Origin of the sequence: Streptomyces sp. AC512_CC834 (assembly GCF_019049325.1) — a bacterium.
Classification (GTDB): domain Bacteria; phylum Actinomycetota; class Actinomycetes; order Streptomycetales; family Streptomycetaceae; genus Streptomyces.
Window position 1 is genome coordinate 360555 of the sequence record NZ_JAGMUO010000014.1, and the last position, 25572, is coordinate 386126.

The 25572-nt window shown below is 71.7% G+C and carries 28 protein-coding genes and 1 pseudogene; 19 read left to right on the top strand and 10 right to left on the bottom strand.

Translation table 11 applies throughout. The features are described 5' to 3' along the window. Positions 1-11 precede the first annotated feature (11 nt). Positions 12-503: an RNA polymerase sigma factor gene (locus KUM40_RS05695; RefSeq protein WP_003975205.1), complete on the top strand. Its 492-nt coding sequence runs from the start codon at positions 12-14 to the stop codon at positions 501-503. Continuing rightward, positions 487-1041: a hypothetical protein gene (locus KUM40_RS05700; protein WP_254394556.1), complete on the top strand. Its 555-nt coding sequence runs from the start codon at positions 487-489 to the stop codon at positions 1039-1041. Before KUM40_RS05695 ends, KUM40_RS05700 begins: the two co-directional genes overlap by 17 nt. A gap of 97 nt (positions 1042-1138) precedes the next feature. On the opposite strand, the gene KUM40_RS05710 is transcribed toward KUM40_RS05700, so the two are convergent. From KUM40_RS05710 to KUM40_RS05725, 4 genes are all read right to left on the bottom strand, one after another. After that, positions 1139-1555 carry an SCO5918 family protein gene (locus KUM40_RS05710; protein WP_254394557.1) on the bottom strand — a complete coding sequence of 139 codons (417 nt, stop codon included), beginning with the start codon at positions 1553-1555 and terminating at the stop codon, positions 1139-1141. Between the two features lie 160 nt (positions 1556-1715). Next, on the bottom strand, positions 1716-3299 hold the full coding sequence (locus KUM40_RS05715) for a DEAD/DEAH box helicase (RefSeq protein ID WP_217163472.1): 1584 nt from the start codon (positions 3297-3299) through the stop codon (positions 1716-1718). 256 nt (positions 3300-3555) lie between these two features. Next, positions 3556-3759: a cold-shock protein gene (locus KUM40_RS05720; RefSeq protein WP_003975209.1), complete on the bottom strand. Its 204-nt coding sequence runs from the start codon at positions 3757-3759 to the stop codon at positions 3556-3558. A 281-nt stretch (positions 3760-4040) separates the two neighbouring features. Next, positions 4041-4907 (bottom strand): aldo/keto reductase, encoded by an 867-nt coding sequence (locus tag KUM40_RS05725; RefSeq protein ID WP_217163474.1) that lies wholly within the window; start codon positions 4905-4907, stop codon positions 4041-4043. A 199-nt stretch (positions 4908-5106) separates the two neighbouring features. On the opposite strand from KUM40_RS05725, the gene KUM40_RS05730 reads away from it, so the two are divergent. Together KUM40_RS05730 and KUM40_RS05735 are read left to right on the top strand one after the other, a co-directional pair. Then, entirely contained in the window at positions 5107-5760 is a 654-nt protein-coding gene (locus KUM40_RS05730; protein ID WP_217163475.1) for a DNA-binding response regulator, read from the top strand. A gap of 105 nt (positions 5761-5865) precedes the next feature. Beyond that, positions 5866-6597 carry a ferritin-like domain-containing protein gene (locus tag KUM40_RS05735; RefSeq protein ID WP_217163477.1) on the top strand — a complete coding sequence of 244 codons (732 nt, stop codon included), beginning with the start codon at positions 5866-5868 and terminating at the stop codon, positions 6595-6597. A gap of 45 nt (positions 6598-6642) precedes the next feature. Here the strand turns inward: KUM40_RS05735 and KUM40_RS05740 are convergent, their stop codons facing one another. Then, positions 6643-7227 carry a TerD family protein gene (locus tag KUM40_RS05740; protein WP_217163479.1) on the bottom strand — a complete coding sequence of 195 codons (585 nt, stop codon included), beginning with the start codon at positions 7225-7227 and terminating at the stop codon, positions 6643-6645. Positions 7228-7414: 187 nt separating this feature from the next. Here KUM40_RS05740 and KUM40_RS05745 point away from each other — a divergent pair, with 187 nt between their 5' ends. The 12 genes from KUM40_RS05745 to KUM40_RS05800 all read left to right on the top strand — a co-directional run bounded on the left by KUM40_RS05745 (position 7415) and on the right by KUM40_RS05800 (position 20071). Further along, the gene (locus KUM40_RS05745; RefSeq protein ID WP_217163480.1) at positions 7415-8035 is read left to right on the top strand and encodes a VOC family protein; all 621 of its coding nucleotides are present in this window, start codon (positions 7415-7417) and stop codon (positions 8033-8035) included. Positions 8036-8114: 79 nt separating this feature from the next. Next, complete coding sequence (locus tag KUM40_RS05750) at positions 8115-9419, top strand: phosphatase PAP2 family protein (RefSeq protein WP_308401063.1); 1305 nt, start codon at positions 8115-8117, stop codon at positions 9417-9419. Positions 9420-9520: 101 nt separating this feature from the next. Further along, positions 9521-10042: a hypothetical protein gene (locus KUM40_RS05755; RefSeq protein WP_217163484.1), complete on the top strand. Its 522-nt coding sequence runs from the start codon at positions 9521-9523 to the stop codon at positions 10040-10042. A gap of 112 nt (positions 10043-10154) precedes the next feature. Continuing rightward, positions 10155-10997 carry a DUF4097 family beta strand repeat-containing protein gene (locus KUM40_RS05760; RefSeq protein ID WP_217163486.1) on the top strand — a complete coding sequence of 281 codons (843 nt, stop codon included), beginning with the start codon at positions 10155-10157 and terminating at the stop codon, positions 10995-10997. A gap of 61 nt (positions 10998-11058) precedes the next feature. Next, on the top strand, positions 11059-12045 hold the full coding sequence (locus tag KUM40_RS05765) for an ATP-binding cassette domain-containing protein (protein ID WP_217163621.1): 987 nt from the start codon (positions 11059-11061) through the stop codon (positions 12043-12045). Further along, positions 12042-12839: an ABC transporter permease gene (locus KUM40_RS05770; RefSeq protein WP_217163488.1), complete on the top strand. Its 798-nt coding sequence runs from the start codon at positions 12042-12044 to the stop codon at positions 12837-12839. The genes KUM40_RS05765 and KUM40_RS05770 overlap by 4 nt, the downstream gene beginning before the upstream one ends. 224 nt (positions 12840-13063) lie before the next feature. Continuing rightward, positions 13064-13153, top strand: coding sequence for a K(+)-transporting ATPase subunit F (kdpF, locus tag KUM40_RS05775; RefSeq protein WP_037922167.1), 90 nt, complete (start codon positions 13064-13066; stop codon positions 13151-13153). Between the two features lie 8 nt (positions 13154-13161). Continuing rightward, positions 13162-14826: a potassium-transporting ATPase subunit KdpA gene (kdpA, locus tag KUM40_RS05780; RefSeq protein ID WP_217163490.1), complete on the top strand. Its 1665-nt coding sequence runs from the start codon at positions 13162-13164 to the stop codon at positions 14824-14826. Continuing rightward, complete coding sequence (gene kdpB, locus KUM40_RS05785; RefSeq protein WP_374227342.1) at positions 14823-17048, top strand: potassium-transporting ATPase subunit KdpB; 2226 nt, start codon at positions 14823-14825, stop codon at positions 17046-17048. The genes kdpA and kdpB overlap by 4 nt, the downstream gene beginning before the upstream one ends. A gap of 5 nt (positions 17049-17053) precedes the next feature. Next, the gene (locus KUM40_RS05790) at positions 17054-17725 is read left to right on the top strand and encodes a potassium-transporting ATPase subunit C (protein ID WP_217163494.1); all 672 of its coding nucleotides are present in this window, start codon (positions 17054-17056) and stop codon (positions 17723-17725) included. A 70-nt stretch (positions 17726-17795) separates the two neighbouring features. Continuing rightward, a complete protein-coding gene (gene sigJ / locus KUM40_RS05795) occupies positions 17796-18740 on the top strand; it encodes an RNA polymerase sigma factor SigJ (RefSeq protein ID WP_217163496.1) in 945 nt (314 codons plus the stop codon). 125 nt (positions 18741-18865) lie between these two features. Then, on the top strand, positions 18866-20071 hold the full coding sequence (locus KUM40_RS05800) for an NAD(P)/FAD-dependent oxidoreductase (protein WP_217163498.1): 1206 nt from the start codon (positions 18866-18868) through the stop codon (positions 20069-20071). A gap of 16 nt (positions 20072-20087) precedes the next feature. Here the strand turns inward: KUM40_RS05800 and KUM40_RS05805 are convergent, their stop codons facing one another. Next, positions 20088-20864, bottom strand: a complete 777-nt coding sequence (locus KUM40_RS05805) for a polysaccharide deacetylase family protein (RefSeq protein WP_217163500.1) — start codon at positions 20862-20864, stop codon at positions 20088-20090. Positions 20865-21010: 146 nt separating this feature from the next. Next, a complete protein-coding gene (locus KUM40_RS05810) occupies positions 21011-21706 on the bottom strand; it encodes a TetR/AcrR family transcriptional regulator (protein WP_217163502.1) in 696 nt (231 codons plus the stop codon). Between the two features lie 159 nt (positions 21707-21865). Between KUM40_RS05810 and KUM40_RS05815 the strand changes: the two genes are divergently transcribed. The 3 genes from KUM40_RS05815 to KUM40_RS05825 all read left to right on the top strand — a co-directional run bounded on the left by KUM40_RS05815 (position 21866) and on the right by KUM40_RS05825 (position 24381). Then, entirely contained in the window at positions 21866-22525 is a 660-nt protein-coding gene (locus tag KUM40_RS05815; RefSeq protein ID WP_217163504.1) for an SRPBCC family protein, read from the top strand. A gap of 127 nt (positions 22526-22652) precedes the next feature. After that, a complete protein-coding gene (locus KUM40_RS05820; protein WP_217163506.1) occupies positions 22653-23693 on the top strand; it encodes a medium chain dehydrogenase/reductase family protein in 1041 nt (346 codons plus the stop codon). A 58-nt stretch (positions 23694-23751) separates the two neighbouring features. Further along, complete coding sequence (locus KUM40_RS05825; protein WP_217163507.1) at positions 23752-24381, top strand: SRPBCC family protein; 630 nt, start codon at positions 23752-23754, stop codon at positions 24379-24381. On the opposite strand, the gene KUM40_RS05830 is transcribed toward KUM40_RS05825, so the two are convergent. The 3 genes and pseudogenes from KUM40_RS05830 to KUM40_RS42595 all read right to left on the bottom strand — a co-directional run. Continuing rightward, the gene (locus KUM40_RS05830) at positions 24365-25012 is read right to left on the bottom strand and encodes an AfsR/SARP family transcriptional regulator (protein WP_217163508.1); all 648 of its coding nucleotides are present in this window, start codon (positions 25010-25012) and stop codon (positions 24365-24367) included. The two genes, KUM40_RS05825 and KUM40_RS05830, sit on opposite strands and share 17 nt — an antisense overlap. Before the next feature lie 11 nt (positions 25013-25023). Next, positions 25024-25413: a BTAD domain-containing putative transcriptional regulator gene (locus KUM40_RS05835; RefSeq protein ID WP_374227346.1), complete on the bottom strand. Its 390-nt coding sequence runs from the start codon at positions 25411-25413 to the stop codon at positions 25024-25026. Next, positions 25395-25559: pseudogene (locus KUM40_RS42595) on the bottom strand (regulator); the annotation flags it as partial. The gene KUM40_RS05835 and the pseudogene KUM40_RS42595, both read right to left, overlap by 19 nt. Between the last annotated feature and the right edge of the window lie 13 nt (positions 25560-25572).

Sequence of the window (25572 nt, forward strand, 5' to 3'; positions counted from 1 at the left end):
CATGGAGAGCGTTGAAACGGTCCCGTGACAGGGCGGCGTCCGAGCTGTTCGCCGCCCTGTATCCGCGCCTCGCCGGCTGGTGCCGCCGGCTCGTCGACGACGACGAGACGGCCCACGAGATCGCCTCGGAGGCGTTCACCCGGCTCTGGGCCCGCTGGACGTCCGTGGAGGAGCCCCGCGGCTTCCTCTACGTCACGGCCGCCAACCTGGTCCGGGACCACTGGCGCAAACTGGAGCGCGAGCGCCGGGCGGTGCGCCGGGTCACCGCCGAGGTCGCCGTGCGCCCGCACCCCGAACAGGCCGACCCCTCGGTGCGGTTGCTCGTCCAGTCCCTGCCGGAGCGGCTGCGCGTGCCGATCCTGCTCCACTACTACGCCGACATGCCGATCCGGGAGGTGTCCGTGCTGACCGGACGCAAGGAAGGAACCGTCAAGGCCGACCTGCACGCGGCCCGCGAACTGCTCCGCGTCCATCTGAGGAGAAGCCTTGACCACACGCCTTGAGGACGAGATGGACGAGCCGGGGTTCGAGCGGGGCGACGAGGATCCGCTGCTGGTCGTACTGCGTCCGGGCGCCGACTTCCTGGGCCCGCCCCCGGGCCGCTACGAGGCGATCCGCCGGGCGGCGTCCCGCCGGCGCCTGCTGCGTGCCGCCGCCGGTGCCGCCGCGACCGCTGCCGCCGCCGCGTTGATCGCGCTGCCGCTGAACTGGTCGGCCCCCGCGGCACCCACCCCTCCGACCGCGCCGCTGGCCCCTGCCCCCGCCGACCCCGCGCCGGAGCTCTCACCGAGTCCGGCCCCGCCCCGCGACTCCTCACGGGCCCCCACCCCGAGCACCGGCATGCCGACCCCGACCGCTTCGGCGCCGTCGCCCCCCGAGGCCTCCGAGCCCTCCGAGCCCTCCGAGCCCTCCGCCGAGCCGAGCACCCCGCCCGTCGGCCGGGCACCGTCGAACGCACCCGGACAGCAGCCGTCGGCCGGCTCCAGCGGCGTACCGACGCCCTCGGAGCACGACGGCGTGGCTGCTGCGACGGGACGATGATCCATCACGTACACGGCCCCCGCGACCGCAACGCCGTCCAGCGCGTGCTGGAGGTCCGTCGGGACAACGAGGGCCGGGCCACGGGCCTGTTCTGACCTCAGAACTCCTGGGGCGCGGTGCCGCCGATGAGCGTGGATTCGGACTCGGACTCGGACTCGGCCGGTGCGGTGCCGCCGATGAGCGTGGACGTGGATTCCGACTCGGCCGACGCGGTGCCGCCGAGCAGCGCGGACGCCGTCTCGACCGGCGTGGTGGCGGGCGCCGGCGCGGGCACGGCCCCGGGAGCGGGGTGGCAGGTGAAGCCGAGACGCGTCATCGCCCGGGTCACTTCGCCGCTGGAGAAGTCGCGGCGGTCCTGCCGGGTGACGACCTCGCCCACCTGCTTCACGGGGTAGCGGCGGCGCCCGATCGTCACGGACTCACCCGTGACGGTTTCGGGCGTCACGCCCTTCATCGAGTCCAGCACCCCGCCCTTGGTGAGGTCGAACGGGAACCGGGCGATGACACAGCGCATGATGCCTCCACAAGGGGGAGATGGGGCGGGTGGGTTCTACCGTTCGCCGGAGTCGGTCGGCTGGGACGGCTGGGTCGGCTGAAATGGACGGGACAGGAAGGACGGGAAGGACAGGACGGGGGACAGGACGGGTCGGCCGGGGGGTACGGGACGGATGGTCCTAGGCCGCCGAGCCGCCGGCGGACTGGCGGCGCGGCCTGCGGCGCGGGGCCTCGCCGGTGGGCCGCCCCTGGACGGCGCGACCCTGGCCGCCGCCGCTGCCGCCGGTACGGGGCTGTGCGGCGGTGCGGCTCTGGGCGCCACCGGCGCCCTGCCCGCCGCGTCCCTGGCCGGAGCGGCCCCGCCGGCCGCGGGACGAGGAGCCCGCGCCGGAGGCGGCGCGACGGGGACGCTCCACGACCGGTACGGCGATGACGACGGGCACACCCGAGGGGGCCTGCGCACCGGTGATGCGGGACAGCTCGGCCTCGCCCGAGCGGACCGGCGTGACCTGCGGGGTGATACCGGCCAGGGACATCAGCCGGGTCATCTCGCGCCGCTGGTCCGGCGTCACCAGGGTGACGACGCTGCCGGACTCGCCGGCCCGGGCCGTGCGGCCGCCGCGGTGCAGGTAGTCCTTGTGGTCGCCGGGCGGGTCCACGTTGACGACGAGGTCGAGGTTGTCGACGTGGATGCCGCGGGCCGCGACGTTGGTCGCCACCAGCGCCGTCACCTGCCCCTCCTTGAACTGGGTGAGGGTCCGGGTGCGCTGCGGCTGGGACTTGCCGCCGTGCAGGCCGGCGGCGCGCACCCCGCTCTTCAGCAGGTGCTTCACCAGCCGGTCCACCCGGTGCTTGGTGTCGAGGAACATGATCACCCGGCCCTCGCGGGCGGCGATCTCGACGGTCGTGCGCTGCTTGTCCTCGTCGTGCACGTGCAGTACGTGGTGCTCCATCGTGGTGACGGCACCGGCCGACGGGTCGACGGAGTGGACCACCGGGTCCGTCAGGTAGCGGCGGACCAGCCGGTCGACGTTGCGGTCCAGGGTGGCGGAGAACAGCATCCGCTGGCCCTCGGGGCGCACCTGGTCGAGCAGGGCGGTGACCTGGGGCATGAAGCCCATGTCGGTCATCTGGTCGGCCTCGTCGAGGACGGTGATGGTGACGTCGCCGAGGTGGCAGTCGCCTCGGTCGATGAGGTCCTTGAGCCGTCCGGGCGTCGCGACGACGAGCTCCGCGCCGGACCGCAGCGCGCCGGCCTGCCGGCCGATCGACATGCCGCCGACCACGGTGGCCGAGCGCAGGCCCACGGCGCGGGCGTACGGGGTGAGCGCGTCGGTGACTTGCTGGGCCAGCTCACGGGTGGGTACGAGGACCAGGGAGAGCGGACGCCGCGGCTCGGCGCGCTTGCCGGCCGTGCGGGCCAGCAGGGCGAGGCCGAAGGCGAGCGTCTTGCCGGAACCGGTGCGGCCGCGGCCGAGTACGTCGCGGCCGGCCAGCGAGTTCGGCAGGGTCGCCGCCTGGATCGGGAACGGCACGGTGACGCCCTCGGTGCCGAGGGCGGCCAGCAGGCGGTCCGGCATGTCGAGTTCGGCGAACGCCTCGACGGCGGGCAGCGCCGGTGTGACCGTCTTCGGCAGCGCGAACTCGCCCTGGGGGGCGGCTGCGGGCCGGCGGCCGGAGTTCTGGGGGCGGCCGGTCGACCTCGTCGAGCGGCGGGGGCCTTCGCCTGAGCGTCGGCGGTCGTTCGTGCGTACGCGGTTCATGGGGAACCTTCCTTGATACGGCACGTATCAAGGGAGACCCGCAGCGGAAGAGCGGCGCAGGGAATCGCAAGAACGAGCCGGCCCCGGTCGATTTCGGCGCACTGGGCCGAGCGGACCGGGAGAATTGATGAAAGCGGGGAAACTGAATACGCGGGGGGAAATCCGTGCCCCCGCGGGGCGCCGTGCGCCCGGAAACGCGGCGAGCTGGGGCCCGCACCCCAAGGTGCGGGCCCCAGCTTCGAAGTATGCGTGAGCGTCAGGCCGGAGTGATGTTCTCGGCCGTCGGGCCCTTCTGGCCCTGCGCGATGTCGAAGGTCACCTTCTGACCTTCAAGCAGCTCGCGGAAGCCCTGCGCGTTGATGTTCGAGTAGTGGGCGAAGACGTCGGGGCCGCCGCCGTCCTGCTCGATGAAGCCGAAACCCTTTTCGGCGTTGAACCACTTCACGGTGCCGGAAGCCATGTTTTCTCCTTCGGTACGGTGCTCGGAGTTCACCCTGTGTGAACTCCGGTCGCCGTGATGATCACCCCGTCGGAAAAAACCTTCAGGCAACCACAACTGCAACTTCCATCGACAGTAGCACGCCGTGATCGACCGGGTGCCGGTGATAATCCCGCCCCGATCGGCCCGCCTGGGAATATTCCCCGGACGGCGACCGATTTCTCCTGCCGTCACGGCAGATATCGCCCGTTCACGCCATGAACGGCACCCGTGAAGCACCCCGTACCGAGACAAAAGACACGTCAGTCGACGTCGGCGAGGTCGGCGAGGTCCTCACCGGTGAGGGTGATCGACCCGGCGGCCGTGTTCTCCTCCAGGTGGGCCGGGGAGCCGGTGCCTGGGATGGCCAGGGTGACGGGGGAGGAGGCGAGCAGCCAGGCCAGGGCGATCTGCGGGACCGTGGCGCCGTGCCGGTCCGCGACCTTGGCGATACGGTCCCCGCCGATGTCGCTCAGGCCGCCGCCCAGCGGGAAGAACGGCACGTAGGCGATGCCGGCCTCCTCGCACAGCGCCAGCACCTCCGTGTCGTCGCGGTTGTCGGTGTGGAAGTGGTTCTGGACGGCCGCGACGGGCGCGATCGCACGCGCCTCGGCGAGGTGCCCGGCGTCCACGTGACTCAGGCCCAGGTGCCGGATCAGGCCCTCCTCGCGCATCCCGGCCAGCGCCTCGAAGCGGGCGGCGACGGACTCGCCGTGCGGCGGCGGCTCGATCCCGCCGATGCGGAGGTAGACCAGGTCGAGGCGGTCGACGCCGAGGGTCCGGAGGTTCTCCTCGACCAGGGCTCGCAGCGCCGCCGGATCGGTGGTCGCCGCCAGGCCGCCGTCGGGGGTGCGCAGCGGGCCGACCTTGGTGGCGATCACCAGGTCGTCCGGGTAGGGGTGCAGGGCCTCGCGGATCAGGTCGTTGGCGCGGACGGAGTCGTCGCCGCTGGTGTAGAAGGCGGCGGTGTCGATGTGGTTGACGCCGAGTTCCACGGCGCGGCGCAGCACGGCGCGACCGGTCTCCGGGTCGCGGGCCGGGCCGTGAAAGCTGTTGGTGGGCAGGCGCATGGTCCCGAAGCCGAGCCGCCCGATCGAAAGGTCGCCGCCGAGGCGGAAGTCGTTGCTCATGCCCTCAGCCTGCGCGGGGGTGCCGCGGGCCGCGAGACCGTGGCAGCTTGCTGCCACGAGGGAGGTCCGGACGGCGCCGACGCCACCGGGGCCCTGACGCCCACGGGGGACCCTGACACCCACGGGGGACCCCCACGTCACCGGGGACCGCTGCGCCACCGGGGCCCTGCGCCTACGGCGACAGGGGCACAATCGGTGTATGGCAGAGAGCGTGACGATCCACGGTGACCTGGAGCTGCTGGCCCGTGCCGGGCATCTCTTCTCCTCGGTTCGTGAGGAGTTCGTGTGCGCCGCCCGTGACCTCGACACCTGGCCCCGCCCCGCCGCCCGGCGGGTCGCCACGGCCCGGGTGCGGGAGAGCGGCGCCCAGCGGGTCCGCAAGCTGCTCAGCCCGGCCGCGCTGGCCGACGAGGACGGCCGCGCGCACCTGAGCGAGCTGTCCGCCCGGGGCGCTCGGGTACGGATCGCATCCGGCGCCCTCCCGCACGAGACGATCATCATCGACCGACGCTGCGCGATCCTCGCCGGAGCGGACTCGCCCGAGGGCCGCGCGTACACGGTGACCACCGCGCCCGCCCTGGTCGGCGGCGTGCACGCCCTGTTCGAGGTGGCCTGGGAGGCGGCCACCGACCTCGCGTCCTTCCTGCGGGGCGAGCAGCCCCACCTGGATGCCGGGAGCCGGAAGGTGCTGCGCGCACTGGGCTCGGGCGCCACCGACGAGGCCGCCGCGCGGGACCTGGGCATGTCGCTGCGTACCTACCGGCGCCGGGTCGCCGAACTGCTCGACACCCTCGACGCGGGGTCGCGGTTCCAGGCAGGGGTGCGCGCGGGCGAACTCGGCCTGAGCGGCTGAGGGGCTGAGGGGCTGAGGGGAACCGTCCGGCTGGAACGATTCGGCGTCCGTCGGCGTCGTCCCTTTCCGGGGCACGGCGGCCGTGTCCCGGAAAGGGGTGGCGGGGTGGGTACGGGCGGATTCGCCGAGTGGATACGACGGTTCGAGGACGAGCGCGAGCGGAGAGCCGAGCAGGGGGACCCGGACTGGGAGCGGGGCGCCGTGCTGCATCCGGCGGTGTGGGCGGGCATCCAGCGCTTCCAGGTCGGCGAGGACGGGGACGGCGCGAACCTCGTGGGCAAGTCGGACCGGGCGGGCGACGCCGACTACGCGCGGGCGGTCCGGCTCTTCGTCGCCGAGGAACAGAACCACGCCCGGCTCCTGGCCCGGCTGCTGGCCGCGGGCGGCCTGCCGACGCTGAGCGGCCACTGGAGCGACACCGTCTTCGTACGGCTGCGGCGGCTGATGGGCCTGCGCCTGGAGCTGCTGGTGCTGATGATCGCCGAGGTCGTGGCGCTGCGCTACTACCGGGCCCTGCGCGACGGGACCGAGGACGCGCTCACCACGGACGTGGCCGGACGGATCCTGGCCGACGAGCGGCGTCACGTCCCCTTCCACTGCGAGCGGCTGCACGCCTCGCTGGGCGAACTGCCCCGCCTCGCGCGCCGCCCCGTGATGACCCTGTGGCGGCTGCTCCTGCTCGCGGTCACCCTCGTCGTCGCCGTCGACCACGGCCCGGGTCTGCGCCGGCTCGGTGTCGGCCGGCGCCGTTTCGCGGCCGACGTCATGGCCTCGGCCGCCGAGGTGGTCCGCGCGGTACTGGCCCCGCCGCCGGGCACGCGGTCCGGTGGGGAGTGAGCGCCGGACGCCCGGAGGAACCCCGATGACCTCCGCTCGCCCGTGCTACTTGCTGACGGCGAAGCGCATCAGCGCGTGCTCGTCGCCCTGCTTGACCTTGCCCGTCTCGTTGATCACCTCGAGCTTCCAGGTGCCGCCGACCCGCACGGCCTTGGCCACGGCGCAGCCGTTGTCCTGGCTGAGCAGGCTCGGCCAGATGTCGGCGACCTGCTGCGTGCTGCCGCCGGTCGCGTCGTAGACCTTGAAGCTGATGTTGCGGGCCTTCTGGAAAGAGCTGCCCTTCTTGTACGCGGCGGCGACGAACACGATCGACGTGATGACGCTCGGGAGCCGCGCGAACTCGACGGTCACCGTCTCGTCGTCACCGTCCCCGTGTCCGGTCTGGTTGTCGCCGCTGTGGAGCAGCGAGCCGTTGCCCAGGGGGTCGAGCGAGTCGAGACCGGCGAGGCGTACCGGGTCCCCGCCCTGGAGGGCGACGGCGATCAGGTCGAGGTCGGTGCCGGTCTTGCGGCGCAGCCTGCCGAGCACTCCGCCGCTGCTGCCGGCGGTGGGGTCCCAGGAGACACCGATGGACAGATGGGTCACTCCGTCCAGGTCCGCCGGGCCGCCTTCCTTGGTGAGCGTGATCATGCGTGGGTCATCCTCCGTGGTCGTGCCTGTCTGCGGGCGTGCCTGTTTCGCAAAGTGTGCCTGGCCCCACGAAATTCCGAAATGGCGGTTCTGTCACCTTGCCGCCCGCCTTGCCGCCGGTGACCGTCCCGGCAACCGGTCAGTTCTCGAGAAGCATCGCGGCCCGGCCGCCCATACCGTCGACGACATGAATTCCATCGACTCCGTCACCCTGGAGGTGGCCGACACCGAGGCCGCCGCCCGCTTCTACTCCGACGCCTTCGGACTGGACGCCTCGCGGGTAGGCGTACGTGCCTCCGACGCCCCGACGACCGGCTTCCGCGGCTTCACCCTGTCGCTCGTGGTGGCCCAGCCGGGCAACGTCGACGCGCTCTTCGCCTCCGCCGTCGAGGCCGGCGCCACCGTCCTCAAGCCCGCCGCGAAGTCGCTGTGGGGCTACGGCGGAGTCGTCCGGGCGCCGGACGGCACGGTCTGGCAGATCGCCACGTCGGCGAAGAAGGACACCGCTCCGGCCACCCGCGACTTCGACGAGATCGTGCTCCTCCTGGGCGTCGAGGACGTCAAGGCCACCAAGAAGTTCTACGTCGAGCAGGGCATGACCGTGGGCAAGAGCTTCGGCGGCAAGTACGTCGAGTTCGCCTCCGAACCGGGCACCGTCAAGCTCTCCCTCTACAAGCGGCGGGCCCTCGCCAAGGTCGCGGGCGTCCCCGCCGAGGGCACCGGCTCGCACCGTCTGGTGCTCTCCGGCGCCGGCCGGCCGTTCGACGACCCGGACGGCTTTGCCTGGGTGCCGGAACCCAGCAGGTGATCCGTTAGTCTCCCTGTGCATGTCATCACGGGAAACTCCGCGAATACGTTGGCCCCGGCCGCGGGCGAGACTCTGGGCCGTGGCGGGCGCGGCGACCCTCGCGTTCCTTGTCGCCCTGGAGATCGCCGCGCGTCGCTACGGCCTGCCGGGGCCGATGACCAATCAGGCCAAAGAGCTGATATTCGCCCCCGCGTCGGGGCCCCTGCTGTACGCCGGCATGGCGTTGACGATGGTGGTCCTCACCTGGCGGCAGCGGTTCGTCGCGGCGGCCGTCGCGGTCGGCGTCGACATCGCCGTCGCGCTGGTGCGGTGGGCGGCGGACGCCTCCGTGTCCGGCAGCCACTCCTTCGGCAACGGGGCGCTGTGGGTGATCCTTGGCTGCGCGGTCGTCGCGTTCACGCGTCGCACCGGCGCGGAGCGAGTCCTCCTGCTCAAGGGGGTCGGGCTGGGCCTCCTGCTGGTGGCTGGCCGCAAGACGGGCGACACCTGGCTGCTGATCACGTCGAAGACCCACCCGACGGTGCTCGACCAGTACGTGGCGACCGCCGACCACGCGCTGGGCAATCCGTCGTGGCTGGCGGGCCGGGTCGTCAGGGCCACGGGCCCGATCGGTGACCACGTCCTGGACTGGGTCTACGTTCAACTCGCGGTGGCCGCGGTCGTCGTCGCGCTGTACCAGTTGCGCAAGGTGGCGGCCGAGCGCCGGTTCCCGCGCCATCACCTGGTCCGCACCTTCCTGCTGATCGGCCTTCTCGGGCCGGGCATCTACATGATCTTCCCGGTCGTCGGACCGGTCTTCGCCTACGGCACCGGAGCCTTCGGGACCGGCGGCGAGCACTGGGCGATCGCCAACCTGTGGCCCGACACGACACCGCCCCTCGTCGCGCCCCACCCGGTGACGTACGACGGGGTCACCCCCCGCAACTGCATGCCCAGCCTGCACACGGCGTGGGCCACCGTGATCTTCGTCCACTCCCGCAAGGGCCCGCGGATCCTGCGCTACGCGGGAACGTTCTGGCTGGTCGCCACCCTCAGCGCGACGCTGGGATTCGGGTACCACTACGCCATCGACCTCGTCGCAGGCGTGGTGTTCGCGTTGACGATCGAGGCGGCGCTGCGCTCGCTGGACCGCGGCTGGGACCGGTCGGGGATCCAACTGGTCGTCCACGGAACAGCGGTGTTCGCCGCGATCCTGGCGTCCACCCGCTATCTGTCGCTGGAGATGGCCCGGCATCCGTGGGTCTTCGGACCGCTGCTGATCCTGGCGATGGCCTCGGTGATCCACGGCTATGCGCGGACCACGAAGGGGTGGGAATCGAAAGCCGCGGCAGCGGCAGCGGCGGCGCCGGCCCAGCAACCGGAGCCGCGACTCGAGGCGGCCTGAGCAGGCCTGAAGCGGCCTGAAGCGGCCACCCGGAAGCGTGATGCCACGCATGGCGCCACGAATGCTTGCGCTTGACGCCATCATGGTGCCATGATGGCGTCATGGACCTCACCCCGTACGTCGACACCCTCCGCCGCGAACTCGCGGTGGCCGCCGAAGCCGGGGGCGACGAAGCCCGCGAGCTGGCCGAGAGGCTCATCGCCCCGCTGGAGTCGGCGACCCGGCTGACCATGCTCAACGTGCTCTCCGCCGCGATGGACGAGATCACCCGCGAACTCGCCCCCGGCTCGGTCGACGTGCGGCTGCGCGGGCTCGAGCCCGACTTCGTGGTGACACCGTCGCCCGCCGAGGGCGGCGGTTCCGCGGAGCCGGCCGCGCCCGTCGAGACACTCAAGGCGCCGGCACCCGCCGACGCCGACGAGGGCGGCACCGCCCGCGTCAACCTGCGCCTGCCGGCCCACCTCAAGACGCGCGCCGAGGAGGCCGCGAGCCGCGAGGGGCTGTCGGTCAACGCCTGGCTGGTGCGGGCCGTGTCGGCCGCGGTCGACGGCGGCGGTGCCGCACCGCGCACGCCGGAGCGGGCGCACAACGTCGGACAGAGCTTCACGGGCTGGGTGCGTTAGCCCCTCGCCCGGAGAGACCCGGAGAGACCCCGGAGAGACAAAGCACAGCGCGGCGCTCACACCACGTCCCACCAGCGGGGACACCCCACGGACTCATGAGGACGGTACAGCCATGCCTACTTTCGACACTCCCGGACCGATCGCGGTGACCGCCCACGTGGGCGCCGGTTCCATCCGGTTCACCGCGGGCGACCGGCGCGACACGGTCGTCGAGGTGCGGCCCGGCGACCCCGGCCGGGACAAGGACGTACGGGCCGCCGAGCAGACCGACGTCTCGTACGCGAACGGCGTCCTGACGATCAGCACGAAGGAGCGCCGCTTCATCGGGCCCTCCGGCACCGTCGACGTGACGGTGGAGCTGCCCGCCGGATCGCGCGTCGACACGGACGGCTCCTGGACCCAGGTCCTCGGCGAGGGCAGGCTCGGCGAGGTCCGGGTGAAGACCCCGGGCGGTGACGTCCGCCTGGACGCGACCGGGCCGCTCCAGCTCAACGCCTCCCACGGCTCGGTCACCGTGGACCGGGTCGAGGGCTCGGCCGAGATCACCACCAGCTCGGGCAGCGTGCGCGTCGGCGTCATCGAAGGACCGGCCGTCCTGAAGAACTCGCACGGCTCCACGACCGTCGGCGCCGCACTCGGCGACCTGCGGGTGAAGAACGCCAACGGTGACATCAACGTCGCCCGCGCCGAGGCCTCGCTCACCGCCACCACCGCCCACGGCACCCTGCGGGTGGACGAAGTGGCCCGCGGCGAGATCCGGTTGGAGACCTCCTACGGCGCCATCGAGGTCGGCGTCCGCGAGGGTACGGCCGCCTGGCTCGACGTCCAGTCCAGCGGCGGGCAGGTGCGCAACACCCTCACCGCGTCCGCCGGCCCGGCTCAGAGCGAGGAGACCGTCAAGGTCCACGCCCGCACCCGGTACGGCAACATCGACGTCCGCCGCGCCAAGGCCTGAGCACCCCCATCACCTCACACTTCACCCCTTCGAACGGGAGGGCTCCATGCCTTCATCTGTCATGCCCACGTCCACTAAAGGGGCCGGTCCCCGGACGCCCGCCGCCGTCTCCGCCGTCTCCGCCCTGGGCCTGCGCAAGTCGTACGGCGACAAGACCGTCCTCGACGGCATCGACCTGCGCATCCCGGCCGGGTCCGTGTTCGCGCTGCTCGGGCCGAACGGCGCCGGCAAGACCACCGCCGTGAAGATCCTGTCCACGCTCGTCTCCGCCGACGGCGGGCAGGCCCAGGTCGCCGGCCACGACCTCGCCGCCGACGCGCAGGCCGTGCGTGCCGCGATCGGTGTCACCGGGCAGTTCTCGGCCGTGGACGGTCTGATCACCGGCGAGGAGAACATGCTCCTCATGGCCGACCTGCACCTGCTCCCCCGTCGCGAGGGACGGCGGGTCGCCGCCGAACTGCTGGAGCGCTTCGGTCTCACCGAGGCCGCGAAGAAGCCCGCGTCCACCTACTCCGGCGGCATGAAGCGCCGCCTCGACATCGCCATGACCCTGGTCGGCAGCCCCCGGATCATCTTCCTGGACGAGCCCACCACCGGCCTGGACCCCCGCTCACGCCACAACATGTGGCAGATCATCCGCGAACTCGTCACCGGCGGCGTCACCGTCTTCCTCACCACCCAGTACCTGGACGAGGCCGACGAACTCGCCGACCGCATCGCCGTACTCAACGACGGGAAGATCGTCGCCGAGGGCACCCCCGAGGAACTGAAACGCCTCGTCCCCGGCGGACACGTCCGGCTCCGCTTCACCGACCCGGACGCCTACCGCGCCGCGGCCGCCGCCCTGCCCGCCGGCACCCCGGACGAGGACTCCCTCACCCTCCAGGTCCCCAGCGACGGCAGCCAGCGCGATCTGCGCACCGTCCTCGACCGCCTGGACAACGCCCGCATCGAGGCCGACGAACTCACCGTCCACACCCCCGACCTCGACGACGTCTTCTTCGCCCTCACCGCCGCCGGCGGCCCGACAAAGGAAGCGGTCCGATGAGCGCCTTCACCCTCACCCTCGCCGCGCGCAACTCCTCCACCATGCTGCGCCGCAACCTCCTGCACGCCCGCCGCTACCCCTCCCTCACCCTGAACCTCCTGCTCACGCCGATCATGCTGTTGCTCCTCTTCGTCTACGTCTTCGGAGACACGATGAGCGCCGGCATCGGCGACGGCGGCGCCGACCGGTCCGCCTACGTCGCCTACCTCGTGCCGGGCCTCGTACTGATGACCATCGGCAGCACCACGATCGGCACCGCGGTCTCCGTCTCCAACGACATGAGCGAGGGGATCATCGCCCGCTTCCGCACCATGGCCATCCACCGCGGCTCCGTGATCACCGGCCATGTCATCGGCAGCGTGCTCCAGTCGGTGATCAGCGTGCTCCTCGTCGGCGCCGTCGCCGTGGCCATCGGCTTCCGCTCCACCGATGCCACGGTCCTGGAGTGGCTCGCGGCGTTCGCCCTGATCACCCTGTTCGCCACGGCGCTCACCTGGATCGCGGTCGGCATGGGGCTGATCAGCCCGAACGCGGAGGCGGCCAGCAACAACGCGATGCCGCTGATCTTCCTGCCGCTCATCTCCAGCACCTTCGTCCCCATCGACGCGATGCCGGGCTGGTTCCGGCCCATCGCCGAGTACCAGCCGTTCACGCCCGCCATCGAGACCCTGCGCGGCCTGCTCCTCGGCACCGAAATCGGCCACAACGGCTGGCTCGCCCTCGCCTGGTGCCTGGGGCTCTGCGCGCTCGGCTACTTCTGGTCGAAGGCGGTCTTCAACCGCGATCCGAAGTAGGGCGGTACCAGGGCGGCGTCGTAAGAGAGGTGTCAAAGGCGTTCATGTCGCCGTATGGAAGCCATCAACGGTGGCTTCCATACGGTCGGAAAGGGGCTCTCATCTGGTTGTCAGCTTCTTTCCGAACCTCACTAGGAGCCAGCGATGGCCGATCTGGCCTTCGTCGTCACCATGATCGCGGTGTTCGCGCTCGTGGCCCTTGTCGCCAAGGGGGTGACGAAGCTGTGACCGCGGAGAACATCGTCGGCCTGATCGTGGCCGTCGCCCTGCTGGGTTACCTCGTCCTCGCCCTGATCCACCCGGAGAGGTTCTGAGCCACCCCATGAGCCCCGTCCTCTCCGGCGTGCTCCAGTTGCTCGCGCTCGTCGCCGCGCTGGCCCTCGCCCACATCCCCCTCGGCAACCACATGGCCAGGGTCTACTCCTCCGGCAAGCACTGGCGCGTGGAGAAGTGGATCTACAAGGGCATCGGTGCCGATCCGGACACGCAGATGCGCTGGCCCGCGTACCTGCGCGGCGTACTCGCCTTCTCCCTCGCCGGTGTCCTCTTCCTCTACCTGCTCCAGCGGCTCCAGGGCGTGCTGCCCGGCTCGCTGGGCTTCGCGTCCATCGACCCGGACCAGGCGTTCAACACCGCCGCGTCCTTCGTGGCCAACACCAACTGGCAGTCGTACTACGGCGAGCAGGCCATGGGACACGTCGTGCAGACCGCCGGTCTGGCCGTGCAGAACTTCGTCTCGGCGGCCGTCGGCATCGCCGTGGCCGTCGCCCTCGTACGGGGCTTCGCGCGGTCCCGCACCGGTGAACTGGGCAACTTCTGGGCCGACCTGGTCCGCGGAGTCGTCCGCGTCCTGGTGCCGATCGCCGTGGTCGGCGCGGTGGTCCTGGTGGCCTGCGGAGTCATCCAGAACTTCTCCGGCATCCACGAGGTCGGACAGTTCGATGGTGGTTCGCAGCAGTGGAACGGGGGCGCGGTCGCCTCGCAGGAGGTCATCAAGGAGCTGGGCACCAACGGCGGCGGCTACTTCAACGCCAACTCCGCCCACCCCTTCGAGAACCCGACGCCGTTCACCAACCTGTTCGAGATCTTCCTGATCCTGCTGATCCCGGTCGCGCTGACCCGCACCTTCGGCGTCATGACCGGCTCGGTGCGCCAGGGGTACGCGATCCTCGGCACCATGGCCACCATCTGGGCCGGCTTCGTCGCCCTGATGATGTGGACCGAGTTCGCCCACCACGGCCCCGCACTGGAGATCGCCGGCGGGGCGATGGAGGGCAAGGAGGTCCGCTTCGGCATCGGCGGCTCGGCGATCTTCGCGGTGTCGACCACCCTGACCTCGACCGGCGCCGTCGACTCCTTCCACTCCTCCTTCACCGGACTGGGCGGCGGCATCACCATGCTCGGCATGATGCTGGGCGAGATCGCGCCCGGCGGTGTCGGGTCCGGCCTCTACGGCATGCTGGTCATGGCGGTCATCGCGGTCTTCGTCGCCGGCCTCATGGTCGGCCGTACCCCCGAGTACCTGGGCAAGAAGATCGGCACCCGCGAGATCAAGTTCGCCGCCTGCTACATCCTGATCACCCCGGCCCTGGTCCTGGTGTTCACGGCCGCGGCGATGGCCCTGCCCACCCCGGGCAACTCGATGACCAACAGCGGGGCGCACGGCTTCTCCGAGATCCTGTACGCCTACACCTCCGCCTCGAACAACAACGGCTCGGCCTTCGCGGGCCTGAACTCCGACACCCAGTGGTTCAACAGCACCCTCGGACTCGCCATGCTCCTGGGCCGGTTCGTGCCCATGGTGTTCGTCCTGGCACTCGCGGGCTCGCTGGCCGGGCAGCGGCCGGTGCCGGTCACCGCGGGCACCCTGCGCACCGAGAAGCCGCTCTTCGCGGGCCTGCTGGTGGGCGCCGTACTGATCATCACCGGTCTGACCTACTTCCCGGCACTCGCCCTGGGACCCCTCGCCGAAGGGCTGGCGGCATGACCACCGACACGCACAAGACCGACCCGCGGAACCAGCGGAACCAGCGGAACCAAAGGGACCCGATGTCCACAGCCACCCCGACCCGGGCGCCGCACGGCGACGCACCCACCGGGCACCAGCCCGAGGAGGGCCGCGAGAAGGGCCCCGAGGAAGGCCGCGTCGGCGCGGGCCTCTTCGATCCGAAGCAACTGGTCAAGTCGCTGCCCGACGCGCTGCGCAAGCTCGACCCGCGGACGATGGTGAAGTCGCCCGTCATGTTCGTCGTCCTCGTCGGCTCCGTCCTGACGACCGTCTTCTCCTTCAAGGACCCCGGCGACTGGTTCGGCTGGACGATCAGCGCCTGGCTCTGGCTGACCGTGCTCTTCGCCAACCTCGCGGAGGCGGTCGCCGAGGGCCGCGGCAAGGCCCAGGCCGACACCCTGCGCAGGGCCAAGACCGACACCGTCGCCCGCCGTCTCGTCGGCGAGCGCGAGGAACAGGTGCCCGGCACCGGGCTCGGCGTCGGCGACCTGGTCGTCTGCGAGGCCGGGGACGTCATCCCCGGCGACGGGGACGTCGTCGAGGGCGTCGCCTCGGTCGACGAGTCGGCGATCACCGGCGAGTCCGCGCCCGTCATCCGCGAGTCCGGCGGCGACCGGTCCGCGGTCACCGGCGGCACCAAGGTGCTCTCCGACCGCGTCGTCGTCAGGATCACCACGAAGCCGGGCGAGACCTTCATCGACCGGATGATCAACCTGGTCGAGGGGGCGGCACGGCAGAAGACGCCGAACGAGATCGCGCTGAACATCCTGCTGGCCTCGCTGACCGTCGTCTTCCTGCTGGCCTGCGCCACCCTCCCGCCGTTCGCCGCCTACGCGGGCACCCACCTGACGATGGTCGTGCTGGTGGCCCTGCTGGTCTGCCTCATCCCGACCACGATCGGCGCCCTGCTCTCCGCGATCGGCATCGCGGGCATGGACCGCCTGGTGCAGCGCAACGTACTGGCGATGTCGGGCCGCGCGGTCGAGGCCGCCGGCGACGTCTCCACGCTGCTCCTGGACAAGACCGGCACCATCACGCTCGGCAACCGGCAGGCGGCCGAGTTCGTGCCGGTGGGCGGCGCCACCGGCACCACGGGTACCACCGGCGCCACCGGCGCCACCGACATCGACGTCGCAGAAGCCGCCCAGCTCTCCTCGCTCGCCGACGAGACACCCGAGGGCCGCTCCGTCGTCGCCCTCGCCAAGGAGAAGTACGGGCTGCGCGAGCGCCGCCAGGGCGAACTCGTGGGCGCCGAGTGGATCCCGTTCACCGCCCAGACCCGCATGTCGGGTGTGGACGCCGACGGGCGCAAGGTGCGCAAGGGCGCGGCGGGTTCGGTCGTCGCCTGGGTCGAGGAGCGGGGCGGCACGGTCGCCGACGACACGGACACGACCGTCCGGCGGATCTCGGAGGCGGGCGGTACGCCGCTGCTGGTGGCGGTCGAGGACGAGCGCGGCGCGCGGGTCCTGGGCGTCGTCCACCTCAAGGACGTCGTCAAGCAGGGCATGCGGGAACGGTTCGGGGAACTGCGCCGCATGGGCATCAGAACCGTCATGATCACGGGCGACAACCCGCTGACCGCCAGGGCCATCGCCGACGAGGCGGGCGTCGACGACTTCCTCGCGGAGGCCACGCCCGAGGACAAGATGGCGCTCATCAAACGGGAGCAGGCCGGCGGCAAGCTGGTCGCGATGACCGGCGACGGCACCAACGACGCCCCCGCGCTGGCCCAGGCGGACGTCGGCGTGGCCATGAACACCGGCACGTCGGCCGCCAAGGAGGCCGGCAACATGGTCGACCTCGACTCCAACCCGACCAAGCTCATCGAGATCGTCGAGATCGGCAAGCAGTTGCTGATCACGCGCGGGGCGCTCACGACGTTCTCCATCGCCAACGACGTCGCCAAGTACTTCGCGATCATCCCGGCGCTCTTCGCGGCCGTCTACCCGGGCCTGGACCGGCTCAACATCATGGGCCTGTCCTCGCCGGACTCCGCGATCCTGTCCGCGGTGATCTTCAACGCGCTGATCATCGTCGTACTGGTCCCGCTGGCACTGAAGGGCGTGCGCTACCGGCCCATGAGCGCCGACCGGCTGCTGCGCCGCAACCTCGCCGTCTACGGACTGGGCGGCCTGGTCGCCCCGTTCGCCGGCATCAAGCTCATCGACCTGATCGTCTCGCTCATCCCCGGAATCGGTTGACCGCCATGAACACCTCCGTAACCAACGCCGCCCGCCTCCTCGGAGCGGGCCTGCGCGCCCTCCTCGTACTGACCGTGGTCACCGGCATCGTCTACCCGCTCCTCGTCACCGGCGTCGCCCAGGGCCTGTTCCCCGGCAAGGCGAACGGCTCGGAGATCACGGCGGACGGCGGCAGGGTCGTCGGCTCCTCCCTGATCGGCCAGGCGTACAACCTGCCGCTGAAGGAGGGCCAGGAGACCCCGGAGCCGGACCTGAAGTGGTTCCAGGGCCGCCCCCAGAACGGCCTCGGCACCAACACCGTCAACACCCAGTACGACCTCATCCTGTCCGGCGCCACCAACCGCTCCGCCGACAACGAGGAGTTGGTCCAGTGGGTGAAGGACGCCAAGGCCGCCGTGGTCAAGGACAACTCGGTGCCCGGCCACCGGGTCGACCCCTCCGACGTACCCGCGGACGCCGTCACCTCCTCCGCCTCCGGCCTGGACCCGGACATCTCCCCCGAGTACGCCGACATCCAGGTACGTCGGGTCGCCGAGAAGAACGGCCTGCTCGCCGGGCAGGTCCAGAAGCTCGTCGACGAGCACACCGAGCCCCGCACCCTCGGTTTCATCGGCGAACCGCGGGTGAACGTCCTCGAGCTGAACATCGCGCTCAGGGAACTCGTGTCCGGGCACTGAGCCGGGACACTGAGCCGGGCACTGAGCGGCGCCGCTGAGCCGGGCACTGAGGGCGGTTACAATCCGACCCATGCCCCTGACCGTGAGCGACGTGGAGCGGTTCGAGGCCTCCAGGCCCCGTCTGGAGGCCATCGCCTACCGCCTGCTCGGCTCCGCGGGCGAGGCCGAGGACGCCGTGCAGGAGACGTTCCTGCGCTGGCAGGCCACCGACGCCGAGCGCGTCGAGGTACCCGAGGCCTGGCTCACGAAGGTCCTCACCAACCTGTGCCTCAACCAGCTCACCTCGGCCCGCGCACGGCGGGAGACCTACGTGGGCCAGTGGCTGCCCGAGCCGCTGCTCGCCGGTGACCCGATGCTCGGCCCGGCGGAGACGGCCGAGCAGCGCGAGTCGGTCTCCTTCGCGGTCCTCGCACTGCTGGAGCGGCTCTCACCGGGCGAGCGGGCGGTGTACGTCCTGCGCGAGGCGTTCGCGTACCCGCACCGGGAGATCGCCGCGATCCTCGACATCACCGAGGACGCCAGCCAGCAGACCCTGCACCGCGCCAGGAAGCGTGTCGCGCAGGGCAGGGCCCGTACGGAGATCGACGAGGCCGCGGCCCGGCGGGTCGTCGACGAGTTCCTCGCGGCGGCCACCAGCGGCGACACCGAGCCGCTCGTACGGCTGCTCACCCAGGACGCCGTGGCGATCGGCGACGGCGGCGGGAAGGTCCCGGCCCGTGCCAAGGCGTTCGAGGGCGCCCGTGCCGTGGCGACGTTCATGCGGGGCCTGTTCAAGCCCGGCAAGGCCAAGCGCGACCTGGCCGGCGGCCCCGTCGAGATCTACGCCGCCACCGCCAACGGAGGCCCCGCCGTGGTGGCCGTCGTGCACGGCCGGGTCATCGGGATCATGTGCCTGGAGGTCACCCCCGAGGGGATCGCGGGCTTCCGCAACCAGGTCAACCCCGACAAGCTCGAACGTGCCACGCGGCGGTGGGCGGCCACCGACCACGGAGAGCCCCAGGTCAACGCCTTCTGACGCTTCTGATCACTAGGTGATGTACGTCACTCCCCACTCCTGTCAGGAATCGGCGGGCTGCCCGGTTCAAGGGGCGAGTCCCGCTGGAGAGCCTCAGCGGCCGGAGACAGACAAGGGAGCACGTCATGCAGCAGCACGCCACGCAGCACCGCATCGTCGTCCTGGGCGCCGGATACGCCGGAGCCGTCGCCGCCGGGCGGCTGGCCAGGCGACTGCGCCGCGAGGACGCGGCCATCACCCTCGTCAACGCCGAGCCCCACTTCGTCGAACGGGTCCGGAATCACCAGCTCGCGGTCGGTCAGGACCTCGCGCCCCGGTCCCTCGCCGAGATGTTCGCGGACACCGGGGTCGACCTGCGGATCGCCACGGTCACCGGTGTGGACGTCGACCGGAAGACCGTCGCCGTCACCGACCCGGACGGCCGCGGAGAACTGACGTACGACACCCTCGTCTACGCCCTCGGCAGCGCCTGGAACCACCAGGACGTGCCCGGTGCCGCGGAGTACGCCCACGAGATCGCAGGGCGTCCGGGAGCGCTCCGGCTGCGCGAACGCCTGGCCGGTCTCGAGGCCGGCCGGTCCGTGGTGGTGGTCGGCGGCGGGCTCACCGGCCTGGAGGCCGCGTCCGAGATCGCCGAGGCCCGCCCGGACCTCGACGTGTCGCTCACGGCCCGCGGCGGTCTCGGCGACTGGCTCTCCCCCAAGGGCCGCCGCCACCTGCGTAAGGTCTTCGCCGCCCTGGGCATCACGGCGCACGAGAACGCCGCCGTCACGACGGTCGCCGAGGACCACGTCGTCACCGCCGACGGCACGGCCGTCCCGGCCGCGGTCACGGTGTGGACCACCGGATTCGCCGTCCACCCCATGGCGAAGGCCACCACCCTGAACGTGACCGACACGGGCCGGATCGTCGTCGACGGCACCATGCGCTCGGTGTCCCACCCGGACGTGTACGCCGTCGGCGACGCGGCCCTGGCGGCGGGCCCCGGCGACAAGCCCCTGCGGATGTCGTGCGCCTCGGGCGTCCCCAGCGCCTGGCAGGCCGCCGACGCCATCGCGGCCCGCCTGACCGGACAGAAGCTCCCGAACACCGCGCCGCGCTACTTCAACCAGTGCATTTCCCTGGGCCGCAGCCAGGGCCTGATCCAGTACGTCACCGCCGACGACCGTGCGGTGCGCGCGGCCCTGACCGGACGGCTCGCCGCCCTCTACAAGGAAATCGTCTGCAAGTCGGCGGCCTGGGGCGTCGCCAACCCGACTCTCGGCGCCCCGACCCGCCGCCGTCCGGTCGCACCCCGGACCCCGGAGCCGGCGCCGGCCCCGGCGGTGTGAGCGGCCGCCGCCGCGCTCAGCGCACCGGGAACCCGAAGTCGTACCCCTGCTCCTCGAGCCAGGGCAGGACGCGCCGCAGGGCTTCGACGGTCTGGGTGCGGTCGCCTCCCGCGTCGTGGAAGAGGATGGTCGGCCCGTTGGGCAGTTCCCGCTTGACGGTGGCGACGATGGCGTCCGTGCCCGGCCGCTCGAAGTCCTTGGTGTCCACGTTCCAGCCCAGCGGGCGCATGCCCCGGGAGGCGGCCAGCTTGCGGCTGTAGGGGGTGAAGGCACCGCCGGGCGCCCGGTAGTACATCGGCCGTACGCCCCCGGACGCCTTGATGATCATGCGCTCGGCGTCGAGGATCTCCTTGGACTGGTAGGCCTCGGACTTCTTGTCCATGGTGACGTCGTGCGACACCGTGTGGTCGCACAGCCGGTGACCGGCCGCGACGACGTCCTTCACCAGGTCCGGGTGGGCCTGCGCCTGCGTCCCCGTCATGCAGAACGTGGCCTTCACCCCGTACTCGCGCAGCAGGTCGAGCACTTGGGGGGTCCACGTGGGGTCGGGGCCGTCGTCGATGGTGATGTTGACGCCGCGCGCCCCCGCGTCCGAGGCGTGCGCGATGCTGATGTCGACCGGCTTGGTGTCGTTGCCCGGTGTGGCCGACGCGGACGCCTTCGGTGTCGCACCGCCGCCCACGGAGTCGGCCTGCGCGGTCCACACCGAGGCGCCCACGGCGAGCACCGTCACGCTCAGGGCCGCCCCGACCACCTTGCCGTACCAGCCCCGCCCGCCGCCGTGCCGCGCCATGTCCGCCCCGCCTTCGCGTAGTTCCTCGCCGGCCCTCGATCACGTCGGGGACCACATGGCAGGACGAGAGAAGAAGGCAATGGGATGCGTCCGTTACCGATCACGGACAATCCCGGGGGAGTTCGCGGACAACTCACGGAGGCGTGTTACCCGGCGGCTGTGTCCCCCGTACCCCCCGCGTTCCCCGTGTTCAGCTTGGCCACCCTGGTGATGATGGCGTCGGCCACGGGCTCCCCGGGCCAGGGGAAGATGCGGGTGACGGAGTACTGGTGCGCGAGGCCGTGCAGACAGACCCAGAGGGTGACGGCGTCCAGTTGGGGGTCGGCGACCGATGACTGGCCCGCGGCGACACAGTCGGCGAGGGCGTCGGCGAGGACCTGCATGGCCGTCGCGCCGAGCGTGGTGAGTTCCTCCTCCGTCAGGGAGCTGTCGCCCAGGGTGGGCATCCACAGGCCGCCGAACATCGTGCGGTAGCGCCCGGGGTGGTCCTGCGCGTAGCCGAGGTAGGCGCGGCACAGGGCGTACAGCCGCTCCCGCGGGTCGTCCCCGGCCTCCTGTACGGCCGCCCGCAGATGGGCTTCGAGGGCGGCGAACTCCCGTCGTACGACGGCCAGCATGATGGCCGGCTGGTCGGAGAAGTGCGGGTAGATCGAGGGGGCGGCGATGCCGACCTTGCGGGCCACCGACCGCAGGGTGATCGCCCGCTCGTCACCGGTCTCGTCCAGCAGCGCGGCGGCGGCATCGACGATGTCCTCCCGCAGACGGCCGCCTTCACCGCGCCGGTTGCGTACGCGGGTTGTTCGCTTCGGTGCGTCCTGACTCGTCGCGTTGGTCTCTTTCATCCTCGTAACCTTACGCGCAAAAGTTTATCGACGTAAGCCCTTGTCCGTGGTCGACTTACGTGCGTAGCCTTACATACGTAAACACGAGGCCGAGGCGGCGGCGGTACCGCCCCTGTTCGCCGTCCACGGCCTCCGCTCCGCCACGGAAGGAATCGACTCATGTCCATCACCCCCTCCCGCCTCGGCACGCGCCTCGCCGCGGTCACCCTCTCCCTCGCCGCGGCCGGCGGCGCCCTCGCGGTCGTCGCCGCACCCGCCCAGGCCGCCTCCGGCCCGGCGCACACCGGCGTCGGCCGCCACGACGGCGCCGTCGAATGCCGCGGGCGGGGCACCGACCCCGACGCTCTCGTGCGCTACGGGACCGAGATCCTCATCGACGCCCCGCCGAGCACCGTCTTCAAGACCCAGACGGACGTGGAGCGGTGGCCGTCCTGGCAGGACGCCGTACTCACCAGCGACCGCCTCGACCACGGACCCCTGCGCCCGGGCTCCGCCTTCCGGTGGACCACCCCGGTGCCCGCCACCCCCGCGACGCCCGCCACCACCCTGACGGTCACCTCCACCGTGCAGCAGCTCCGGCGCGACCACTGCGTCCGCTGGAGCGGACCGGCGACCGGTGAAGGAATCCACATCGACGAGGGCATCCACGTGTGGACCTTCACCAAGGTCAAGGGGGGCACCCTCGTCCGCACCGAGGAGACCTGGACCGGCGATCAGGCCGAGGCCGACGTCGACCTCTCGACCCAGGCCCTCGGTGCGGGCCTGGAGGTCTGGCTGAAGGACCTCAAGGCCGCGGCCGAGGCCCGCACGGGCTGCTGAGCCGCTCCCGCATCCCCGTCAGTGCCTTACGCCCGTAAGTTTATCTCCGTATCCACTTGTCGGGCTCGATCTTCCATCTGTAGCCTTACGCCCGTAAACACACAGCGGGAACCCGAGGGAGTACGCCATGAGCAGCATCGCCTCCGCGACCGAAGTCGTCCTGCCGGGCAAGGTCGAGCCCGAGGGTCTGGAGCTGCGGACCCACGAGCTGCCGGCCCCGGGCAAGGGCCAGGTCGTCCTGCGGATGGAGGCGACGGGGGTCTCCTTCGCCGAGCAGCAGATGCGCCGGGGCAAGTACTACGACCAGCCGCCGTTTCCCTTCGTGCCCGGCTACGACCTGGTCGGCACCGTCACCGCGGCCGGGGAGCAGGTCGACGCCTCGCTGGCCGGGCGCCGGTTCGCCGCGGTCACCAAGACCGGCGCCTGGGCCAGCCACCTGCTCGTCGACGCCGCCGACCTGGTGCCCGTCCCCGACGGGGTCGACCCGGCCGCCGCCGAGACGGTCATCGTCAACGGCATCACCGCCTGGCAGATGCTCCACCGCACCGCCAAGGTCCGCACCGGCCAGACCGTCGTCGTCCTGGGCGCCAACGGCGGCGTCGGCTCCACCCTCGTCCAGCTCGCCCGGCATGCCGGCGTCACCGTCATCGGCACCGCCTCACCCCGTCACCACGCCACCCTGCGCGAACTCGGCGCCACCCCCGTCGACTACCGCGACCCCGACATGTACGCCCGCATCCGCGAGCTGGCCCCCGAGGGCGTGGACGCGGTCTTCGACCATGTCGGCGGCCCCGCCATCGAGGGCTCCTGGCAACTGCTGCGCCGCGGCGGCACCCTCGTCTCCTACGGCACCGCCGCCACCAAGGACGAGGAGGGCAGCTCCCAGCTCCCCGTCCTCAAACTCTTCGCCCGCCTCAACGCCTGGAACGCCCTGCCCAACGGCAGGAGCGCCCACTTCTACAACTTCTGGGCCGGCAAGCGCCGTTGCCAGACCTCCTGGCAGCGGAGGCTGGCCGAGGACCTCACCCAGGTCCTGCGCCTGGTCGCCGACGGCTCCCTCGTCCCGCAGATCGCCGCGAAGTTCACCCTGACCGACACCGTCGCCGCCCTGCGACTCGCCGAGTCCCGCACCGTGGCGGGCAAGGTCGTCATCGTCCCCGAGACGTGACGGTGTCTGTCCGCCGCCCGGTCAACACACCACCACGACTGAGGAAGAGACCGACTCGATGAACGCACGACACACACTCCTGAAGAGCATGACCGTCGCCGCGATCGCCACGGCGACGACGCTCTGCGCACCGGCTCTCGCGTCGGCGCACGAGGCGGCGTCCGGGCCGCGGCCCGGTACCGGCACTCCGGCCTTCCAGCAATGCCAGGGCGTGACCGTCGACAAGAGCGCGCCCGTCATCGCCCGCGCCGCCGTTCTGATCAAGGCGCCGGTGCGGAAGGTCTGGGACCTGCACACCGGCATCGACGCGTGGGACACCTGGATCCCCGAGATCACGCCGGCGAAGAAGAAGACACCCGGCCCCCTGCGACCGGGCTCGGTCTTCGAGTGGTCCCCCCAGGGCATGCAGGTCACGTCGACGGTCACCAAGGCCGACCGGAACCGGTGCGTCGCCTGGGCCGCGCCCGTGAACGGCATCGACGGCGTGCACCTGTGGACGTTCAAGAAGGTCAGGGGCGGCGTGCTCGTCACCACCGAGGAGTCCTGGGCGGGCGCCTCCGTCGAGGCCGACATCCCCGGCAACCAGGCCGCCCTCGAGTCCGGCCTGGTCGACTGGGTGAACCGGCTCAAGGACACGGCCGAGACGAACACCGACTGCGGCGCCCCGGTTCTCAGTCGGTCCAGATGACCGGGCTGTCGCTGTACGCGTCGCCCTCGTCGAACGAGGCGGCGGTGACGGGCGAGGTCTTCGTGGCGCTGAGCGAGCAGGTCTCGTACGACGCGCCCTTGGCGGTGAACTCGCGGGGCGCGGTCTCGCTGTCGCACTTGCCCGGGAGACCGCCGATCAGGATGACGCCGGTGCGCAGCACCGCCACCATCCCCGCCGGCTCGGCCTGCTGGCCGCTGAAGTCGCCGAGCGCCGGAGGCAGCAGCCGGGCGTTGTTGGCGTTCCGGGCCTCCGGCTCCCCGGCAGCACGCGCCGTAACCGAAGCGGGCGCCGACGCGGGCTCTGATGCGGGCGCTGACGCGGGCTCCACGGCGGGCTCCACGGTGGCCTCCGACACGGGATCCACCGCGGGCTCTACGCCGGGCTCCACGCCGGGCTGCATGCCAGGCTCCACGCCGGGCTCCGACGCGGGATCCTCGCCGAGGATGGTCCGGTGCAGGTCCCGTAGCTTCTGCCCGGGTTCGAGCCCGGTCTCCTCGGCCAGGACGTCACGTACCTGCAGATAGGCCCGCAGGGCGTCCGCCCGCCGACCGCAGCGGTACAGCGCGAGCATGAGCCGGGCCCACATCCGCTCGCGGAACGGGTGCTCCATCGTCAGCGCGGTCAGAGCTCGCCGAGCAGCCCGTTGTGCCGACCGAGCCAGAGGTCGACGTCGATCCGGTCCTCGAGCAGACCGAGCCGCAACTCGTCGAGTCGAGCGGCCTCCGAGGCCAGCGCCGGGACATAGGTGATCCCGGCGAACGCGGGCCCCCGCCACAGGCCCAGGGCCTCGTCGAAGAGCCGGCGCGACCGGCCCGGATCACCGGCCGCCGAGGCTCGGGCCCGGTCCGCCAGATCCTCGAACCGCGCCGCGTCCAGTTCGCCGGGGCCGGCACGCAGCAGATAGCCCTGGTCCTGCCTGATGACCCGCTCCGGATCCCCAGGCGCTGTCGGAGCCGGTGGACGTAGGTCTGCACGTTCTTGGCGGCGCTCTTCGGCGGCGCCCCGCCCCAGAGCGCCTCCGCCAGCGCGTCGTCGGAAACCGGCCGACCCGGCCGGTGCAGCAGCACCGCCAGGAGCACCCGCACCTTCGGCGTGCCCAGTTCGAGCGGTACGCCGACCCGCCACACGGTCAGCGGGCCCAGTACTCCGAAGTCCACAGCCGCCCCCGTC

Bases quoted from the DNA above. Each gene is read 5' to 3' on its own strand.
- KUM40_RS05710 (WP_254394557.1), bottom strand. From the start codon at position 1,555: ATGCGCTGTGTCATCGCCCGGTTCCCGTTCGACCTCACCAAGGGCGGG.
- KUM40_RS05715 (WP_217163472.1), bottom strand. From the start codon at position 3,299: ATGAACCGCGTACGCACGAACGACCGCCGACGCTCAGGCGAAGGCCCC.
- KUM40_RS05720 (WP_003975209.1), bottom strand. From the start codon at position 3,759: ATGGCTTCCGGCACCGTGAAGTGGTTCAACGCCGAAAAGGGTTTCGGC.
- KUM40_RS05725 (WP_217163474.1), bottom strand. From the start codon at position 4,907: ATGAGCAACGACTTCCGCCTCGGCGGCGACCTTTCGATCGGGCGGCTC.
- KUM40_RS05730 (WP_217163475.1), top strand. From the start codon at position 5,107: ATGGCAGAGAGCGTGACGATCCACGGTGACCTGGAGCTGCTGGCCCGT.
- KUM40_RS05740 (WP_217163479.1), bottom strand. From the start codon at position 7,227: ATGATCACGCTCACCAAGGAAGGCGGCCCGGCGGACCTGGACGGAGTG.
- KUM40_RS05745 (WP_217163480.1), top strand. From the start codon at position 7,415: ATGAATTCCATCGACTCCGTCACCCTGGAGGTGGCCGACACCGAGGCC.
- KUM40_RS05755 (WP_217163484.1), top strand. From the start codon at position 9,521: ATGGACCTCACCCCGTACGTCGACACCCTCCGCCGCGAACTCGCGGTG.
- KUM40_RS05760 (WP_217163486.1), top strand. From the start codon at position 10,155: ATGCCTACTTTCGACACTCCCGGACCGATCGCGGTGACCGCCCACGTG.
- KUM40_RS05765 (WP_217163621.1), top strand. From the start codon at position 11,059: ATGCCCACGTCCACTAAAGGGGCCGGTCCCCGGACGCCCGCCGCCGTC.
- KUM40_RS05770 (WP_217163488.1), top strand. From the start codon at position 12,042: ATGAGCGCCTTCACCCTCACCCTCGCCGCGCGCAACTCCTCCACCATG.
- kdpA (WP_217163490.1), top strand. From the start codon at position 13,162: ATGAGCCCCGTCCTCTCCGGCGTGCTCCAGTTGCTCGCGCTCGTCGCC.
- kdpB (WP_374227342.1), top strand. From the start codon at position 14,823: ATGACCACCGACACGCACAAGACCGACCCGCGGAACCAGCGGAACCAG.
- KUM40_RS05790 (WP_217163494.1), top strand. From the start codon at position 17,054: ATGAACACCTCCGTAACCAACGCCGCCCGCCTCCTCGGAGCGGGCCTG.
- sigJ (WP_217163496.1), top strand. From the start codon at position 17,796: ATGCCCCTGACCGTGAGCGACGTGGAGCGGTTCGAGGCCTCCAGGCCC.
- KUM40_RS05800 (WP_217163498.1), top strand. From the start codon at position 18,866: ATGCAGCAGCACGCCACGCAGCACCGCATCGTCGTCCTGGGCGCCGGA.
- KUM40_RS05805 (WP_217163500.1), bottom strand. From the start codon at position 20,864: ATGGCGCGGCACGGCGGCGGGCGGGGCTGGTACGGCAAGGTGGTCGGG.
- KUM40_RS05810 (WP_217163502.1), bottom strand. From the start codon at position 21,706: ATGAAAGAGACCAACGCGACGAGTCAGGACGCACCGAAGCGAACAACC.
- KUM40_RS05815 (WP_217163504.1), top strand. From the start codon at position 21,866: ATGTCCATCACCCCCTCCCGCCTCGGCACGCGCCTCGCCGCGGTCACC.
- KUM40_RS05820 (WP_217163506.1), top strand. From the start codon at position 22,653: ATGAGCAGCATCGCCTCCGCGACCGAAGTCGTCCTGCCGGGCAAGGTC.
- KUM40_RS05825 (WP_217163507.1), top strand. From the start codon at position 23,752: ATGAACGCACGACACACACTCCTGAAGAGCATGACCGTCGCCGCGATC.
- KUM40_RS05830 (WP_217163508.1), bottom strand. From the start codon at position 25,012: ATGGAGCACCCGTTCCGCGAGCGGATGTGGGCCCGGCTCATGCTCGCG.